Source organism: Neoroseomonas alkaliterrae (assembly GCF_014199195.1).
Taxonomy (GTDB): Bacteria; Pseudomonadota; Alphaproteobacteria; order Acetobacterales; family Acetobacteraceae; genus Neoroseomonas; species Neoroseomonas alkaliterrae.
In genome coordinates this window covers 1-16,799 of the sequence record NZ_JACIJE010000008.1, presented here as the reverse complement: position 1 = coordinate 16,799, position 16,799 = coordinate 1, and the positions used below count along the sequence as shown (strand labels likewise).

The window sequence follows — 16,799 nt, the reverse complement described above, 5'->3', positions numbered from 1 at the left end:
GCGTCGGCACGCAGGGCAGGACGCCCGCACCAGGTCGGTGCGGGCGCCGCGCTTTCCCCCGGTCGAGCGTTGCGGCTGGGGGCGTCCGGCCGCGTGGGGAAGTTCGCCCGGCGGGGGCGCGCCCCGGTCACCGCATGGCGGCGATGTCCACCACCTCGGCCGGCGGCAGGCCCGCGACCTCGCCCAGCGGGGTTGCCGCGCCGGTCTCGAGGTTCACCCGGTGCAGCGTGGCGCCGGCCAGCAGGAAGCCAGCATTGCCGCCCTGGCCGTCGGCGAGGATGTCGAAGGCGACGCCGGGGGGCAGCATCGCCGCGACCTCGCCGCGCGGCTGCTGCACGCCGTCATTGGGCGGCGCCTGCAGGCTGAACTGCCGCGTCAGCGTGTCGATGGTGTAGAGCGCCGTCTGCTGCGCGCCGCTCACGCTGTTGGTGTAGGCGCCGGCGACGATGCGCGGCGCGGTCTCGGCGAAGGGCGTCCCGGCGGCGTATTTCAGCGCGCCGTCGCGCGCCGCCTCCCCCGTGTCCACGTTCACCCGCAGGTTCACCCCGCTCATGCCCATCAGGCGCAGGCGGTTGGCGACGGGGTTGAAGTCGAACACCACCCGGCCGCCATGCTCGAAGCCGGTGTTGAGGCGGCTGACCTGGCTGGCGCGGCCGGTGTCGGGCTCGATCATCACCAACTGCCCGCGCTCGGTCACGCCGTAGAGGCGGCCGTCCTGCGGGCGCTGGTCGATCCCGAGCACGCGGCCATCCGTGCCGGTGATGCGCACCGGGGCCGAGGCGCGGCGCGTCTCGCTGTCGATGCGGACCAGCGCGTTGTCGGCGGTCAGTCCGATCAGCGTCGCGGCCTGGCTGCCGCCGGCGGCGAGGATCATGCCGAAGGCGGCGAGCATGAGGCGGTGCGGGGTGGTCATGGCGGTCTCTCTCCGTGTCGGGCGAGGCCGCCCTCGGCCCCGCTGACCGCCATACGGAGCGGACCCGACGGCGGATGCGCCGGCCCGGTCACGAAGCCGCGATGTCAGGCCCCGGAGGCGGGCGCGAGCCGCCCGATGAAGAGGACCGGCCCGGTCGGCCGGCCGGTCGGCGAGCCGCCCTGCGGTTCCAGCGTGATCTCGATCAGCATGCCGGGCTCCGGCCGGATGGCGGCGGGTGCCACGGTGATCCGCCCCTCCCCGGCCGGGATCAGCCCGAGCGAGGTCGGCGCCGCCGCGCCCTGCGGCAGCGCCCAGAGCTGCATCACGCGGTCATCGGGCACCGGCTGCGGGTTCAGCGAGGCGAGACGGAGCCCGCCGCGCTCGGCCTCGACCAGCCAGGCCGGCTGGTCCTGCTGGGTGAGCAGCACGGTCATCAGCCGCGGCTCGGGCGCGGGCGCCGGGCGCAGCACCAGGAGGGCGGCGAGGCCGGCGGCGACGGCGCTCGCGCCGAGCGCCCAGGCGCGCCAGAGCACCGGCGCGCGCGGCTTCGGCGCGGGCAGGGCGACGACCTCGGGCGGCGGCGCGAGCGCCCGCTCGATCCGCTCCCACAGGCCCGGCGGCGGGAGTTCCGGCGCGGCCAGCGCGCTCATCGGGCCGAGCCTCGCCTGCCAGGCCTCGACCGCGGCGCGCAGCGCGGGGTCGGTCTCCATCGCCTGCTCGATCTCGCGCGCCTCGCCCGCGCCGAGCGTGCCGAGCACGTATTCGGCGGCCATCGCATCGCGTTCGACGGGGTCGAGCGGGATCACGACAGGCACTCCTTCAGCGCCAGGAGGCCGCGGCGGATCCAGGACTTCGTGGTGCCGAGCGGCGTACCGAGGCGCTCGGCGATCTGCGGATGGGAGAGCCCGTGCACGAAGGCGAGGATGATGCCGAAGCGGTTCTTGGGCTCGAGTGCGGCGAGGCAGTCGCGCAGGCGCCGCCCTTCGGCGGTGGCGATGAGCCGCGCCTCGGCCTCGGGGCTGACCGCCTCGTCGCCGAGGGCGGGGTCGTCGGTGGGCAGTTCGCGCCCGCGCGCGCGCAGGATGTCGAGCGCGGCATGGCGGGTGATGCCGGCGAGCCAGGCCTCGGCCGAGCCGCGGCCACGGTCGAATTGCCCCGCGCGCCGTGCAACCCTGAGGAACACCTCCTGCACCGCGTCGGCGGCGACGTCGCGGTCGCGCAGGATGGCGTTGGCGATGCCGAAGAGGCGCGAGGACTGCCTTTCGTAGAGCGAGCGCAGCGCCGATCGGTCGCCGGCGGCGACGAGCCCGAGCAGGTCCGGAAGGTCGAGCGCTGCGGTCATGGGGGCCGCGGAGAAGGCCATGCCGCCGCGGCCCGGGTCAAGCGCCAGATGCCCCATTGCGCGATGCCGCGCCCGCCGTGATCATTCCCCCCAAGGAAGCACGCAAGGAGGCTGCATGATGGCGCGGTTCACGCTTTCCCGCCGGGCGCTCGGCGCCGCGGCGCTCGCCACGATGGCCAGGCCCGCCTTCGCGCAAGGCGCGGGCGGGACCATCCGCATCGGGGAGCTCAACTCCTACTCGCGCATGGCGGCCTTCGCCGTGCCCTACCGCAACGCCATGCAGCAGGCGCAGGACGCGGTGAACGCCGCCGGCGGCGTGATGGGCGGGCGGCGGATCGAGTTCGTCTTCCGCGACGACGGGGCGACGCCGGGCGATGCGGTGCGCGTGGCCGAGGAACTGCTGACGCGCGAGAACGTGACGTTCCTCGCCGGCACCTTCCTCTCGAATGTCGGACTCGCCGTCGCGGACTTCGCCAACCAGCGCAGGCGGCTGTTCCTGGCAACGGAGCCGCTGACGGACGCGCTGACCATGGCCCAGGGCAACCGCTACACGTGGCGGCTCAGGCCCTCGACCTACATGCAGACGCGCATGCTGGTCGAGGCCATCCGCGGCCGCAACGTGCGGCGCTGGGCGATCGTGGCGCCCAACTACGAATACGGCCAGTCGGCCGCGGCGAACTTCAAGCGCCTGCTGCCCCAGGCGATCCCCGGCGCGGAGATCGTGGCCGAGCAGTTCCCCGCCCTCGGCCGCGTGGATGCCGGGGCGACGGTGGGCGCGCTCGGCCAGGCGCGGCCGGATGGCATCTTCAACGTGCTGTTCGGCGCCGACCTCACCGCCTTCGTGCGCGAGGGCAACACCCGCGGCCTGTTCGAGCGCCGCACCGTCGTCTCCCTGCTGACCGGCGAGCCCGAGTATCTGATTCCGCTCGGCGAGGAGACGCCCGAGGGCTGGATCGTCACCGGCTATCCCTGGGACCAGGTGACGGGCATGCCAACGCACCAGGCCTTCGTGGACGCCTACCGCGGGCGCTTCAACGACACGCCGCGCAAGGGCTCGCTGCTCGGCTACGTGACCGTGCAGGTGATCGCGAGCCTGTTGAACAAGGCGAACTCCCTGGACAACGAGCGGCTGATCGACGCGCTGGCGGACCTGCGCTCGGACACAGTGGTGGGTCCGGTGGTGATGCGCGGCCTCGACCACCAGGGCACCATGGGCACCTGGGTCGGCGAGACGACGCTGCGCGGCCGCCAGGGCACGATGCGCAACAGCCGCTACGCCGACGGCGCCGACTACATGTTCCCGGAGGAGGAAGTGCGCGCCGCGCGCCGTTCCGCCTGACGCCGCATGGAATGGGACTTCCTGCTGGTCCAGGCCCTGTCGGGCCTGGCCAGCGCCTCCTCGCTCTTCGTCATCGCCTCGGGGCTGACGATCGTCTTCGGGGTCACGCGCATCGTGAACTTCGCGCATGGCTCCTTCTACATGCTCGGGGCCTATATCGCGGTCACCATCGTGCCCTGGCTGCTGGAGTTCGACCGCTCGCCCTGGCTGTTCTTCGTGGGCGTGCTGGCCTCGGCGCTGGCGGTGGGCGTCCTCGGCGTGGTCATGGAGGTCACGCTGCTGCGACGCATCTACCGCGTGCCGGAGCTGTTCCAGCTGCTGGCCACCTTCGGCGTGGTCCTGATCGTGCAGGACCTCGTGCTGCTGGTCTGGGGGCCGGTGGACATCACCGGGCCGCGCGCGCCGGGGCTGCGGCACGGCATCTTCATCTTCGACCAGCGCTTCCCGGCCTATGAGCTGTTCCTGATCTTCGTCGGCCCCGCCGTGCTCGGGCTGCTGTGGCTGCTGATGCATCGTACGCGCTTCGGCGTGCTGATCCGCGCCGCGACGCAGGACCGTGAGATGGTGGGCGCGCTCGGCGTGAACCAGGCGATGCTGTTCACCGGCACGCTGTTCCTCGGCGCCGCGCTGGCGGGCCTGGGCGGCGCGCTGCAGATCCCGCGCGTCTCGGCCAATCCGCAGATGGATCTTTCCATCATCGCCGAGGCCTTCGTCGTCACCGTGATCGGCGGCATGGGATCGGTGCCGGGCGCCTTCCTCGCGGCGCTGCTGATCGGGCAGTTGCAGGCCTTCGGCGTGCTGGTCTTTCCCAAGATCACGCTGGTGCTGGTCTTCCTGCTGATGGCGGTGGTGCTGGTGATCAAGCCCTGGGGCCTGCTCGGCAAGCCGGAGGCCGCCGCGGGGCGCGCCGTGCTGCCGGAAGGGATCATCGACCCGCGGCCGCTCGACCGCGCGAGCCAGGGGCTGATCCTCGTCGCGCTGGCGGCGGTCCTGGCGCTGCCGCTGCTCGACGCCTATGCGGTGAAGGTGGGGACCGAAGTGCTGATCCTCGCGCTCGCCGCCTTCTCGCTGAACTTCCTGGTCGGCAATGGCGGCATCGTCTCCTTCGGCCATGCGGCCTATTTCGGCCTCGGCGCCTATGGGGCGGGGCTGCTGGTGACGAAGGCCGGCCTGCCGATGGAGCCGGCGCTGCTCGCCGCCCCCCTCGTCGCGGCGGCCTTCGCGGCGCTGTTCGGCTTCTTCGTGGTGCGGCTGTCGGGCATCTACCTCGCGATGCTGACGCTCGCCTTCGCGCAGATCGCCTATGCCGTGGTCTTCCAGTGGGTGGAGGTGACGGGCGGCGACAACGGCCTCGTCGGCGTCTGGCCATCGCGCTGGGCCGCCTCGCGCGAGACATACCACTACCTGGTCGCCGCCTGCTGCGTGCTGGCGATCGTCGCGCTGCGCCGCGTCGTGCACGCGCCCTTCGGCGCGACGCTGCGCGCGGCGCGCGATTCGGTGCAGCGCGCGGATGCCATCGGCGTGGATGTGCGCACCCATCGCTGGCTCGGCTTCACGCTGGCCGGTGGCGCGGCGGGGCTCGCGGGCGGGCTCTACGCCTTCTCCAAGGGCTCGATCGACCCGACGCTGCTCGGCATTCCGATGAGCGTGGATTTCCTCTCCATGCTGCTGCTCGGTGGCATCCAGTCCGTGCTCGGGCCCATCGCGGGGGCGGCGGTCTTCCATGCGGTGAAGGACTTCTTCATGCCGCTGACCGACCACTGGCGGCTGTTCCTCGGCCTTTCCATCATCGGCATGGTGCTGGTGTTCCCGCGCGGCCTCGCCGGGGCCTGGGCGGGGCTGCGGAGGCGGCCGGCATGACGCTGCTCGCGGCCGAGGGCCTGAACAAGCGCTTCGGCGGCGTGCAGGCCGCCAAGGATGTCTCCTTCGCCCTCGATGCAGGGGAGATGCTCGCCATCATCGGCCCGAACGGCGCCGGCAAGTCCACCACCTTCAACATGGTGGGCGGGCAGTTGCGCCCCGATTCCGGGCGCGTCAGCCTCGCCGGGCAGGACATCACCGGCCTGCCGCCGCGCGAGGTGTGCCGTATGGGCGTGGGCCGCACCTTCCAGGTGGCGCAGACCTTCCTCTCCTTCACAGTCATCGGCAATGTCCAGATGGCGCTGATCGCGCATCACGGGCAGACGCGGAAGCTGCTGCCCGACGCGATGGCCATGCATCGCGATGCCGCGCTCGCGCTGCTCGACCGCGTGGGCATGGCCGCGCAGGCCGAGCGGCCCGTGGGCGAGCTCGCCTACGGCGACGTGAAGCGCGTCGAGCTCGCCATCGCGCTTGCCGCCGCGCCGCGCCTGCTGCTGATGGACGAGCCCACCGCCGGCATGGCGCCAGCCGAGCGCAGCGCGCTGATGGCGCTGGTCGCCGGCATCGCGCGCGGCGAGCGCATCGGCGTGCTGTTCACCGAGCACGACATGGACGCGGTCTTCGCCCATGCCGACCGCATCCTGGTGCTGGTGCGCGGGGAGATCATCGCCCGCGGCCGGCCCGAGGAGGTGCGCGCGGATGCCGAGGTGCAGCGCGTCTATCTCGGCCATTCCGGCACGCGGGCCGCGACACGCGCGAGGCGGGCCGCCCATGGCTGAGCGCGTGCTGGAAGTCGCCGGCCTGCGCGCCGGCTACGGCCCGGCGGAGGTGCTGTTCGGCGTGGACCTGCATCTCGCCCGCGGCGAGGTCGCGGCGCTGATGGGCCGCAATGGCGCGGGGAAGTCCACCACGCTCAAGGCCATCATGGGGCTGCTCGCGCCGCGCGGCGGGTCGGTGCGCTTCGCCGGCGCGGAGATCGCGGGTCTCGCACCCTTCCGCATCGCCCGCCTCGGCCTCGGCTACGTGCCCGAGGAACGGCGCATCTTCACCGAGCTGACGGTCGCGGAGAACCTCGAGGTCGGGCGGCGCGGCGCCGCGGCGGGACGGACGCCCTGGACGCCGGAGCGACTCTTCTCGATCTTTCCCAACCTCGCGGAGATGCGCCACCGCCGCGCCTCGGCGATGTCCGGCGGCGAGCAGCAGATGCTCACCATCGCGCGCACGCTGATGGGCAACCCCGAGGCGGTGCTGCTCGACGAACCCTCGGAAGGCCTCGCGCCTGTGATCGTCGAGCAGATGGCCGAGGCGGTGCTGCGCATGAAGCAGGAGGGCATCGCCGTGCTGCTGTCGGAGCAGAATCTCGACTTCGCCGCGGCCGTCGCCGACCGCGCGCTGATCCTGGAGAAGGGCGAGGTGCGCTGGCAGGGCGGCATGGACGATCTGGAGGCGGACGAGGATGTCCGCCGCGCCTTTCTGACAGTCTGACGCCATGGCCCGACGCATCGCCGGCATCGACGTGGGCGGCACCTTCACCGACCTGGTGATGCAGGAGGCCGACGGCTCCATCCGCATCGCCAAGGTGCCGACCACGGCCGGAAACCAGGCGGGCGGCGTGCTCGCGGCCATCGCCGCCGCCGGCACCACGCCCGCGGCACTCGACCTCATCATCCACGGCACCACCGCCACCACCAATGCGGTGCTCGAGCGCAAGCTCGCGAAGGTGGGGCTGATCACCACGGCGGGCTTCCGTGACGTGCTGGAACTCGGCCGCCGCACGCGCCCGCGCGCCTACGGCATGACCGGCAGCTTCGAACCGCTGATCCCGCGCGAATGGCGGCGCGAGGTGCCGGAACGCATGGATGCGCGCGGCCATGTCCTGACGCCGCTCGACGAGGCGGCGGTGGAGCGCGAGGTCCGCGCCCTTCTGGCGGAAGGCTGCGAGGCGCTCGTCATCCATTTCCTGCACGCCTACGCCAACCCCGCGCACGAGATCCGCGCGGGGGAGATCGCGCGCGCCATCTGGCCGAACGGCTATGTCACCCTCGGCCATGGGCTGCTGTCGGAGTTCCGCGAATACGAACGCGGTACGACAGCGAGCGTGAACGCGGCGGTGCAGCCGGTGCTCGACCGCTACATCCGCCACCTGCAGGACCGTCTGCACGAGGCGGGCCATGCGCGTGACCTGCTGGTGATGAACGGCAATGGCGGCACCGTCCCGGCCCGCGCCGTGGCGGCGGAGGCCGCCAAGACGGTGATGTCCGGCCCCGCCTCCGGCGTGATGGCCGCCGCCTCCACCCTCGCCCAGTCCGGTGTCGCGAACGCCATCACCTGCGACATGGGCGGCACCTCGACCGATGTCGCGCTGATCGCGGGCGGCGTGCCGGAGGTCTCGGCGGAACTGTCCATCGCCTATGGCCTGCCGATCCACCTGCCGATGGTGGATGTGCGCACGGTGGGCGCGGGCGGCGGCTCCATCGCCTGGATCGACCGCGGCGGCATGCTGCGCGTGGGGCCGGAAAGCGCCGGCAGCGCGCCGGGCCCGATCTGCTACGGGCGCGGCGGCACGCGGCCGACGGTGACGGATGCGAACCTGCTGCTCGGCCGGCTCGACCCCGATGCGCTGCTGGCCACCGGCCGGCGCGTGCCGGTCGAGGAGGTGCGCGAGGCCTTCGCGCGCGAGATCGGCGCGCCGCTCGGCATGAGCCCGGAGCAGGCCGCCGAGGCCGTGATCCGCCTGGCGAACGTGCTGATGGCCGGGGCGATCCGCATGGTTTCGCTGTCGCGCGGACACGACCCGCGCGACTTCGTGCTCTTCGCCTTCGGCGGCGCGGGGCCGCTGCATGCGGTGGCGCTGGCGCGCGAGATCGGCATCCCCGAGGTCTTCATCCCCTTCCGCCCCGGGCTGACCAACGCGCTGGGCTGCCTCGTCGCCGACCTGCGGCAGGATGTGGTGAACACGCTGAACCGCGGCCTGGACGATATCGCAGAGGCGGAGATCGCCGAGGTCCTCGCGGCCCAGGAGGCGCGCGGCCGCGCGGGCGTCGAGGCCGGCGGGGCGGAGGTGGAGCGAATCGAGGTGCGCCACGTGGCGGAGATGCAGTTCCGCGGCCAGACGCATCTGATCCGCGTGCCGCTCGGCTCCGCCGCGCCGCGCCGCGCCGAGGTCCAGGCCGCCTTCGAGGAGGCCTATTTCGCCCGCTTCCAGGTGCGCCTGCCGGAGATCAGGGCGGTGCTGGTCAACCTCGCCACCAGCGTCGTCGGCCGGCGACGGCCCTTCGATCTCGCCGCGCTGTCCGCCGGCGGCGGAGGCGAGGCGCGGCTCGGCACGCGCCGCCTCTTCGCCGATGGCGCCTGGCACGAGGCGGCGGTGTGGCGGCGCGAGGCGCTGGCCGCGGGCGCACGGCTCTCCGGCCCCGCCGTGCTGCAGCAGGCTGATGCCACCGTCATCCTGGAGCCTGGCTGCGCGGCGGTGGTGGATTCGCTGGGCAATCTGAGGATCACCGTCTGATGGACGCCCTCACTCTCGCCGTCATCCAGGCCGGGCTGCAGCAGGTCTGCAATGAGATGGACCTCGCCTTCTCCCGCTCCGCCTTCTCGCCCGTGATCGCGGAGGCCGACGACCGCTCCGACGGCATCTACGCCGCCGGGGACGGCGCGCTGATCGCGCAGGGAGAAGGCGGCCTGCCGGTCTTCGTCGGCGCGATGCAGCATTCCGCCGGGCACCTGATCCGGCTGATCGGCGAAGGCGCGGTCGCCGCTCCGGAACCGGGCGACATCTACATCGTCAACGACCCCTATCTCGGCGGGACGCACCTGATGGATGTGCGCTTCGCCCGGCCCTTCTTCGTGGAGGGCAAACTCTTCTGCTGGCTGCAGAACACCGGCCACTGGCCGGATACCGGCGGCATGGTGCCGGGCGGCTTCTCCGCCCACGCCACCGAGGTCGAGCAGGAGGGGCTGCGCCTGCCCCCCGTCAAACTGTTCAAGCGCGGGGAGATGGACCGCGAGATCCTCGCCATCATCCAGTCCAACATCCGCGTGGCCGAGCAGCGCATCGGCGACATCAAGGCGCAGGCGGCAGCCCTTCTGGTCGGCGAACGCCGGCTGAACGAGATGATCGCCCGCTACGGCGCGGCGACGCTGCGCGAGGCCATCGCCCTGATCCGCGAGCGCGCCGCCGAGCGCATGCGCGCCGAGATCCGCCGCATGCCCGAAGCCACCTGGCGCGCCGAGGCCTTCGTCGATTCCGACGGCGTGGTGAACGAGCCGCTGCGCATCGCGCTGGCCGTCACGCGGTCCGGCGATACGCTGACTTTCGACTTCTCCGGCTCCTCCCCGCCCTGCGCGGGGCCGATGAACTCGGTCTGGGCCACCACCTATTCGGCGGTCTGTCTCGGCGTGAAGCACATCTTCCCCGACGTGCCGATCAATGCCGGCACCTTCACGCCGCTGAACATCATCCGCCCCGAGGGCACCTTCCTCGACGCCCGCTATCCGCGCCCGGTCTCGGGCTGCGCGGCGGAGGTGAGCCAGCGCATCGCCGAGGCGGTGTTCCTCTGCCTCGTGCAGGCTCTGCCTGAGGAGGTCACCGCGGCACCCGCCGGCACCTCCGGCAATTTCGCCCTCGGCGGCTTCGATCCCGCGCGCGGCGCCGGCTACGTGATGTACCAGATCACCGGCGGCGGCTACGGCGGCAATGCGCGCGAGGACGGGCTGACCAATGGCTGCTCGACCATCGGCATCTCCAAGACCGCGCCGGTGGAGGTGATGGAGCAGTACTACCCGGTCCTCTTCACCCGCTTCGCGCTGCGCGAGGGCTCGGGCGGGGCGGGGATGCATCGCGGCGGCTTCGGCGTGCATTACGAGGTGGAGCTGCTGCGCGGAGAGGCGCGCGCCTCCTTCGTCATGGACCATGGCCGCTTCGGCCCGCCCGGCGTGCTCGGCGGCGGCGATGGCGCGCCGAATGTGGTGCGCATCCATCGCGGCGGCACCACCACCATCCCGCCGCATCTCTCCAAGGACCAGGGCATCGCGCTCTCGCCCGGCGACCGGGTGGAGGTGATGACACCCGGCGGCGGCGGCTATGGCGATCCCTTCGCCCGCGATCCCGCCCTGGTCGCGCGCGATGTGCGCCGCGGCTACTACACGCGGGAGGAGGCGGCGCGGCTCTGGGGCGTGGCGCTTGCCGCCGACGGCGCGGTGGATGCCGCCGCCACCGCAGCCCTGCGCCAGGGCCGCGCGGCATGAGAGCCTATCACCGCCCGCGCACGCTGGAGGAGGCGCTCGCCATCCGCGCCGCCACCGGCGCGCTGCCGCTCGCCGGTGGCACCGACATCCACCCGCTGCGCACCGCCCGCGCCGCCTGGGGCGACCCGTGGCGTCCGGAGGTGCTCGACCTTTCCGCGATCCCCGGCCTCGACGGCATCACCGAGACGGCCGAGGGCTGGCGCATCGGGGCGCGCACGACCTGGACCGCGATCGCCGAGGCCCGCTTGCCGCCGATCTTCGACGGCCTGCGCGCGGCGGCATGCGAGGTCGGCGGGCGGCAGGTGCAGAATCGGGGCACCATCGCCGGAAACCTGGTGACGGCCTCGCCGGCGGGCGACGGCATCCCGAACCTGCTCGTGCTGGATGCGGAGGTGGAACTCGCCGCCGCTTCCGGCATGCGGCGACTGCCCGTCGCGGATTTCGTCACCGGCTATCGCGAGACCGCGCTGGCGCCGGGCGAGATCGTCACCGCGCTGCACGTCCCTCGCTGCGAGGGTGCGCGCGGGCGCTTCGAGAAGCTCGGCGCGCGGCGCTACCTGGTCATCTCGATCGCCATGGCCGCGGCCGTGATCCGCATGGAAGGCGACCGCATCGCGGAAGCGCGCATCGCGGTCGGCGCCTGTTCGCCCACCGCGCGCCGCCTGCCGGCGCTGGAGGAAGCGCTGATCGGGATCCATCCTGCCGAGATGCCGCGCGTGCCGCAGCCGGGGCATCTGGCGCCGCTGGCGCCGATCGGGGACGTGCGCGCCTCCGCCGCCTATCGCCGCGCTGCCGCGCTGGCGTTGCTGCGCGACCTGCTGGCAGGCTTCGGACGATGATCGCCTTCACCGTCAACGGCACACGGCACGAGGTTGCGGCGGATCCCTTCGCGCCGCTGTCCGACACGCTGCGCGAGGGGCTGGGCCTGACAGGCACCAAGGAAGGCTGCAATGCCGGGGATTGCGGCGCCTGCACCGTGCTGATGGACGGCGCGCAGGTCTGCGCCTGCCTCGTCTCCACCGCCCAGGCGGAAGGCGCCGAGATCACCACCATCGAGGCCGCCGACCCGCTGCTCGATGCGCTGCGCGCCGCCTTCCTCGCGCGCGGGGCCGCGCAATGCGGCATCTGCACGCCGGGCATGCTGATGGCGGCCCTCGACCTGCTGCGGCGCAACGCCACGCCGGAGCGCGCGGCGGTGGAGGATGCGCTGGGCGGCGTGCTCTGCCGCTGCACGGGCTATCTGCAGATCATCGAGGCGGTGCTCGACGCCGCGCGCGGCACCATCGCGGCCGCCCCGGAGGAAGGCGGCGTCGGCGCGGCCATCCCGCGTCTCGACGGCGCGCCGAAGGTGCAGGGCAGCGAGCGCTACGGCGCCGATGCCGCGCCCGCGGATGCGCTGTGGCTGCGCGTGGTGCGCTCGCCGCATGCCCATGCGCGTTTCAGCCTCGGCGATCTCGAGGCGGCGCGCGCGCGGCTCGGGCTTGTCGCCATCCTCTCCGCGGCCGACGTGCCGGGCCGCAACGCCTTCGGCATCATGCCCGACCTCAAGGACCAGCCGGTCTTCGCGGACGGCTACGTGCGCTTCCGCGGAGAGGCGGTGCTCGGCCTGCTCGGCGCGCGCGCGGCGGTGGAGGCGGTGCGTGCCGCCGATCTGCCCATCGCCTGGCAGCCCCTGCCCGCGCTGCACGGGGTCGAGGCCGCGCTCGCCCCGGATGCGCCGCAACTGCACGCGCATGCGCCGGGCAATGTGCTGGTGCGCGGCCATCTGCGCCGCGGCGAGGCCGAGGCCGCTTTCGCCGCCAGCCCCGCCCGCGCCGAGGGCACCTTCCGCACCGCCTTCGTCGAGCACGCCTATATCGAACCCGAGGCCGGCCACGCCCTGCCGCAGGCGGATGGCGGCATGACCATCGCCGCCTGCACCCAGGCCCCGGTGATGGACCAGGAGGAGACGGCGCGCGTGCTCGGCGTGCCGCAGGAGGCGGTGCGCATCATCCCCACCGCCTGCGGCGGCGGCTTCGGTGGCAAGCTCGACGTCTCGGTTCAGCCGCTGCTCGCCGTCGCGGCGCGCAAGGCGGGGCGGCCGGTGCGCATGGTCTATTCCCGCACCGAGAGCATGGCGGCGAGCACCAAGCGCCATCCCGCCATCCTGCGCGCGCGCATGGCCGCGGACGGCGAGGGCCGCTTCACCGCCTTCCTGCTGGAGGGCGACTTCAACACCGGCGCCTATGCCTCCTGGGGGCCGACGGTTGCGAACCGCGTGCCGGTGCACGCCTCCGGCCCCTACCGCGTGCCGCATGTGCTGAACCGCACCCGCGCGGTGTACACCAACGACACGCCCGCCGGCGCCTTCCGCGGCTTCGGCGTGCCGCAGGCGGCGATCGCCACCGAGGCACTGGTGGACGACCTCGCGGAGGCGCTGGCGCTCGACCGCTGGGAGATCCGGAGACGCAACGCGCTCGGCAAGGGTGACACGACGCCGAGCGGGCAGGTGCTGCACGCCTCGGCCGGGCTTCCCGAGTGCCTGGATGCGCTGAAGCCCGAATGGGATGCGCTGCTCGCGCGCGTCGCCGCGCACAATGCGACCCATGGGCGCCACCGGCTCGGCGCCGGCATCGCCTGCATGTGGTATGGCTGCGGCAATACGGCGCTCTCCAACCCCTCGACCATGCGCATCACGCTGGCGCGCGACGGCACGCTGACGCTCTTCAACGGGGCGGTGGACATCGGCCAGGGCAGCACGACGGTGATCGGGCAGATCGCGGCCGAGGCGCTCGGCCTGCCGCTCGCCGCGCTGCGGCAGGTGGTGGGCGATACCGCGCTGACGCCGGATGCGGGCAAGACCTCGGCCTCGCGCCAGACCTTCGTCTCGGGCCGCGCGGCGCATGACGCGGCGAAGGCGCTGCGCGCGCGCATCCTGGCGCTTGCGAATGCGGGGGAGGATGCGCGCCTCGCGCTCGACGGCACGCGGCTCACCGTGACCGACCGGCACATGACGCGCGTGCTCGACCTCGCCGCGCTCGATGCCGACCTCACGGCGGAGGCGCGCTACGATCCGCCGACGGTCAGCCTCGATGCCGAGGGCCAGGGCGTGCCCTATGCCACCTACGGCTTTGCGGCGCAGATCGCGCTGGTGCGGGTGGACATGGCGCTCGGCACGGTGAAGGTGGAGGAGATGGTCGCCGCGCAGGATGTCGGCCGCGCCGTCAATCCGCTGCTCGTCACCGGTCAGATCCATGGCGGCATCGCGCAGGGCCTGGGCCTCGCGCTGATGGAGGAATTCATCCCCGGCCGCACCGAGAACCTGCACGACTACCTGATCCCGACCGCGGGCGACATGCCGCGCATCCGCATCCACCTGATCGAGGACCCGGAGCCCGAAGGCCCCTTCGGCGCCAAGGGCGTGGGCGAGCCCGCGCTGGTGCCGACGGCGCCGGCGATCCTCTCCGCCATTCGCCATGCGACGGGCGTGCGGATGACGGAAGTGCCGGTGCTGCCGCATCGGTTGATGGAAAGACTCGGGGGAGGAGAACCTCCCCCGATCCCCCTCCCTTCTTTGGCCTTTGGGAAGTGACGGCCATGGCCAGCGCCAGGTGGCAGAGAAGGTTGAGGGGGGTTCCGGGGGGAGAAGTTCCCTTCTCCCCCCGGCCGCCGGAGGCATCCCCATGACATCCCGTGCCGCCCGCAGCGAGAAGTTCGGCGCCGCCGAGGACGGCGGCATCATCCGCTGCGACGCCTGTCCCGTGCTCTGCCGCATCCGCCCCGGCCGCGCCGGCGCCTGCTCTCGCTACGCCAACGACAATGGCGTGCTGGTGCGCACCGATCCGGCGCTGAGCCTCGCCCAGGCGGTGGAGGAAAACCGCCCCGTCGTCGCCTTCGCGAAGGCGGAATGGGACGGGGAGGTGCTCGATCCCTCCCGCGTCTTCCTCACCGGCGTCGGCGCGGGCACCACCTACCCCGACTACAAGCCCGCGCCCTTCATCGTCGGGGCGGTGCATGAGGGCGTGGACACGGTGACCGTCGTCACCGAGGGCATGTTCAGCTACTGCGGCGTGAAGGTGAAGATCGACACCGACCGCCATCTCGGCCCCGAGGCCGCGCCGGTGCGCGTGAACGGGGAGCAGGTGGGGCATGTGACCACCGCCGAATACGGCAGCCAGATGCTCTCCATCGGCGGCGTGCGGCACCTGACGGGCGGCAGCAAGAAGGAGGGCGTCGTCACCTGCGAGACGCTGCTCAAACTCTGCGCCGCCGAGCCTGTGGAGATGACCATAGACGGCGGGCACGCGGTGGTGGTGCAGGCCGGCGCGGCGCCTATCGTGGACGGCGTGCCTGAGCGGCGCATGCGCGTCGGCTGCGGCAGCGCGACCATCGGCATCTTCGCCCGGCAATGGTTCGGCCATGTGGACGAGGTGATCGTGGTGGACGACCACATCACCGGCGTGCTGACCGAGCACCAGGCCGGCAAGGTGCTGGGCATGCGCCCCGCCGGCATCCGCGTGCGCGGGCGTCGTTCCACGCCGGGCCGGTATTTCCAGGTTGCGCGCCCCGGCCTCGGCTGGGGCGGGACGGACATCACCGATCCGCTCGAGGTCGTCGAATCCATCGATCCGAAGACCGCCTGGCCGGGGCTGCGCCTGCTCTTCACCAGCACCACCGGCGATCACGCGCTCTTTTGCGTGCTGGACGAGGCGCTGAAGCCGGTCCAGGCCGAGATGCCCGCGGCCGTGCGCGCGGTGGTCGAGCGCATCGGGGAGAATTGCGAGCCCTCCCTCTGTTCCGTCGTCTTCATGGCCGGCGCCGGCGGCTCGCTGCGCGCGGGCGTGACCGAGAATCCGGTGCTGCTGACGCAATCGGTCGCGAAGGGGGAGACGCGCGTCACCATGGGCGGAGCGCCGGTCTATCTCTGGCCTGGCGGCGGCATCACGGTCATGGCCGATGTGCTGCGCATGCCGCGCAACGCCTTCGGCTACGTGCCGACCCCGGCGATCGTGGCGCCGATCGAGTTCACCATGCCGCGCGGCCTCTACGAACGGCTCGGCGGCCACATGGCGGAGATCGTGCCGGTGCAGGAGGTGCTGCGCGACCTCGGCGCCGATCTGCGGCTTGAGACCTGGCACCCGGGCAATCCCTGGCCCTTCGCGCGCTGAGCCCATGGACGCACCCGTCGCGCGGCGGCTGAGCGGGGGGCGGCTGCACCTCTCGCACGGGCCGATTGACGTGATCCTCCGCGCCTGGGGCGAGGCGGAGGCGGTGCGCGCGGCGGAGGCGGCGGCGCTCGCCCTGTTCCCCGGCATCCTGCCCGCTCTGGCGGCCGAGTTGCCGGAACTGCGCCGGCCGGTGGCGGAAGGGCCGCGCCTGCAACACCCGATCGCGCGGCGGATGCTCGCCGCCTGCTTGCCCTTCGCGCCGGAGTTCGTGACGCCGATGGCCGCGGTGGCGGGCGCGGTGGCCGATGCGCTGCTGGCCGCCATGCGGGCGGCGGCGCCGCTCGAGCGCGCCTATGTGAATGACGGCGGCGACATCGCGGTGCATGTCGCGCCCGGCCACATGCTGGCCGTGGGGCTTGCCGCGGACCCCGCACGCCTCGCCCTCGACGGGGCCTTGCAGGTCACGGCGGCGAGCGGCATCGGCGGCATCGCCACCTCGGGGCGGCACGGCCGGTCCTTCTCGCTCGGCATCGCCGATGCCGTCACGGTGCTCGCGCGGGATGCCGCGCGCGCCGATGCCGCGGCGACGCTGATCGCGAATGCGGTGGACGTGCCGAGTGCCGCGATCCGCCGCGTCCCGGCCTGTTCCCTCGACCCGGACAGCGACCTCGGGGAGCGGCTGGTCACCGCCGATGTCGGCGCCCTGACCGCGACGGAGATCGCCGCCGCCCTGGATGCGGGCCTTGCCCGCGCCGAATCCTTCCTCGCCTCCGGCCACATCATCGGCGCGGCGCTGCGCCTCGGCGGCGAGGCGCGGCTGGCCGGCCTGCCTCGGCTTCCTGGCCCCTGAATGCAGAAGGGGCGCCTTTCGGCGCCCCTTCGCGGTTCGTGTCGCCTCTGGCGACCGCTTAGCGGAGGATGATCTCCACGCGGCGGTTCTGCGGCTCGCGG

13 protein-coding genes are annotated in these 16,799 nt (G+C 72.9%); 10 read left to right on the top strand and 3 right to left on the bottom strand.

Annotation, left to right across the window (positions count from 1 at the left end):
- Positions 1-127 precede the first annotated feature (127 nt).
- From FHS88_RS13995 to FHS88_RS13985, 3 genes are all read right to left on the bottom strand, one after another.
- Positions 128-913, bottom strand: a complete 786-nt coding sequence (locus FHS88_RS13995; RefSeq protein WP_184485736.1) for a DUF4394 domain-containing protein — start codon at positions 911-913, stop codon at positions 128-130.
- Between the two features lie 104 nt (positions 914-1,017).
- The gene (locus FHS88_RS13990) at positions 1,018-1,719 is read right to left on the bottom strand and encodes an anti-sigma factor (protein WP_221244435.1); all 702 of its coding nucleotides are present in this window, start codon (positions 1,717-1,719) and stop codon (positions 1,018-1,020) included.
- Positions 1,716-2,255, bottom strand: a complete 540-nt coding sequence (locus FHS88_RS13985) for a sigma-70 family RNA polymerase sigma factor (RefSeq protein ID WP_184485734.1) — start codon at positions 2,253-2,255, stop codon at positions 1,716-1,718. The genes FHS88_RS13990 and FHS88_RS13985 overlap by 4 nt, the downstream gene beginning before the upstream one ends.
- A gap of 118 nt (positions 2,256-2,373) precedes the next feature.
- On the opposite strand from FHS88_RS13985, the gene FHS88_RS13980 reads away from it, so the two are divergent.
- From FHS88_RS13980 to FHS88_RS13935, 10 genes are all read left to right on the top strand, one after another.
- The gene (locus FHS88_RS13980; RefSeq protein WP_184485732.1) at positions 2,374-3,594 is read left to right on the top strand and encodes an ABC transporter substrate-binding protein; all 1,221 of its coding nucleotides are present in this window, start codon (positions 2,374-2,376) and stop codon (positions 3,592-3,594) included.
- A 6-nt stretch (positions 3,595-3,600) separates the two neighbouring features.
- Positions 3,601-5,454 carry an ABC transporter permease gene (locus FHS88_RS13975; RefSeq protein ID WP_184485730.1) on the top strand — a complete coding sequence of 618 codons (1,854 nt, stop codon included), beginning with the start codon at positions 3,601-3,603 and terminating at the stop codon, positions 5,452-5,454.
- Entirely contained in the window at positions 5,451-6,233 is a 783-nt protein-coding gene (locus FHS88_RS13970) for an ABC transporter ATP-binding protein (RefSeq protein ID WP_184485728.1), read from the top strand. The genes FHS88_RS13975 and FHS88_RS13970 overlap by 4 nt, the downstream gene beginning before the upstream one ends.
- Positions 6,226-6,939: an ABC transporter ATP-binding protein gene (locus tag FHS88_RS13965; protein WP_184485726.1), complete on the top strand. Its 714-nt coding sequence runs from the start codon at positions 6,226-6,228 to the stop codon at positions 6,937-6,939. Before FHS88_RS13970 ends, FHS88_RS13965 begins: the two co-directional genes overlap by 8 nt.
- Positions 6,940-6,943: 4 nt before the next feature.
- Positions 6,944-8,962 carry a hydantoinase/oxoprolinase family protein gene (locus tag FHS88_RS13960; RefSeq protein WP_184485723.1) on the top strand — a complete coding sequence of 673 codons (2,019 nt, stop codon included), beginning with the start codon at positions 6,944-6,946 and terminating at the stop codon, positions 8,960-8,962.
- A complete protein-coding gene (locus FHS88_RS13955) occupies positions 8,962-10,701 on the top strand; it encodes a hydantoinase B/oxoprolinase family protein (RefSeq protein WP_184485721.1) in 1,740 nt (579 codons plus the stop codon). Before FHS88_RS13960 ends, FHS88_RS13955 begins: the two co-directional genes overlap by 1 nt.
- Complete coding sequence (locus tag FHS88_RS13950) at positions 10,698-11,540, top strand: FAD binding domain-containing protein (RefSeq protein WP_184485719.1); 843 nt, start codon at positions 10,698-10,700, stop codon at positions 11,538-11,540. Before FHS88_RS13955 ends, FHS88_RS13950 begins: the two co-directional genes overlap by 4 nt.
- Positions 11,537-14,272 (top strand): molybdopterin-dependent oxidoreductase, encoded by a 2,736-nt coding sequence (locus FHS88_RS13945; protein ID WP_184485717.1) that lies wholly within the window; start codon positions 11,537-11,539, stop codon positions 14,270-14,272. The genes FHS88_RS13950 and FHS88_RS13945 overlap by 4 nt, the downstream gene beginning before the upstream one ends.
- A 91-nt stretch (positions 14,273-14,363) precedes the next feature.
- Positions 14,364-15,848, top strand: a complete 1,485-nt coding sequence (locus FHS88_RS13940) for a 6-hydroxynicotinate reductase (protein WP_184485715.1) — start codon at positions 14,364-14,366, stop codon at positions 15,846-15,848.
- 4 nt (positions 15,849-15,852) lie between these two features.
- A complete protein-coding gene (locus FHS88_RS13935) occupies positions 15,853-16,698 on the top strand; it encodes a UPF0280 family protein (RefSeq protein WP_184485713.1) in 846 nt (281 codons plus the stop codon).
- Positions 16,699-16,799 lie beyond the last annotated feature (101 nt).

Coding starts and splice junctions, on each gene's coding strand:
- FHS88_RS13995 (WP_184485736.1), bottom strand. CDS start 913: ATGACCACCCCGCACCGCCTCATGCTCGCCGCCTTCGGCATGATCCTC.
- FHS88_RS13985 (WP_184485734.1), bottom strand. CDS start 2,255: ATGACCGCAGCGCTCGACCTTCCGGACCTGCTCGGGCTCGTCGCCGCC.
- FHS88_RS13980 (WP_184485732.1), top strand. CDS start 2,374: ATGGCGCGGTTCACGCTTTCCCGCCGGGCGCTCGGCGCCGCGGCGCTC.
- FHS88_RS13975 (WP_184485730.1), top strand. CDS start 3,601: ATGGAATGGGACTTCCTGCTGGTCCAGGCCCTGTCGGGCCTGGCCAGC.
- FHS88_RS13970 (WP_184485728.1), top strand. CDS start 5,451: ATGACGCTGCTCGCGGCCGAGGGCCTGAACAAGCGCTTCGGCGGCGTG.
- FHS88_RS13965 (WP_184485726.1), top strand. CDS start 6,226: ATGGCTGAGCGCGTGCTGGAAGTCGCCGGCCTGCGCGCCGGCTACGGC.
- FHS88_RS13960 (WP_184485723.1), top strand. CDS start 6,944: ATGGCCCGACGCATCGCCGGCATCGACGTGGGCGGCACCTTCACCGAC.
- FHS88_RS13955 (WP_184485721.1), top strand. CDS start 8,962: ATGGACGCCCTCACTCTCGCCGTCATCCAGGCCGGGCTGCAGCAGGTC.
- FHS88_RS13950 (WP_184485719.1), top strand. CDS start 10,698: ATGAGAGCCTATCACCGCCCGCGCACGCTGGAGGAGGCGCTCGCCATC.
- FHS88_RS13945 (WP_184485717.1), top strand. CDS start 11,537: ATGATCGCCTTCACCGTCAACGGCACACGGCACGAGGTTGCGGCGGAT.
- FHS88_RS13940 (WP_184485715.1), top strand. CDS start 14,364: ATGACATCCCGTGCCGCCCGCAGCGAGAAGTTCGGCGCCGCCGAGGAC.
- FHS88_RS13935 (WP_184485713.1), top strand. CDS start 15,853: ATGGACGCACCCGTCGCGCGGCGGCTGAGCGGGGGGCGGCTGCACCTC.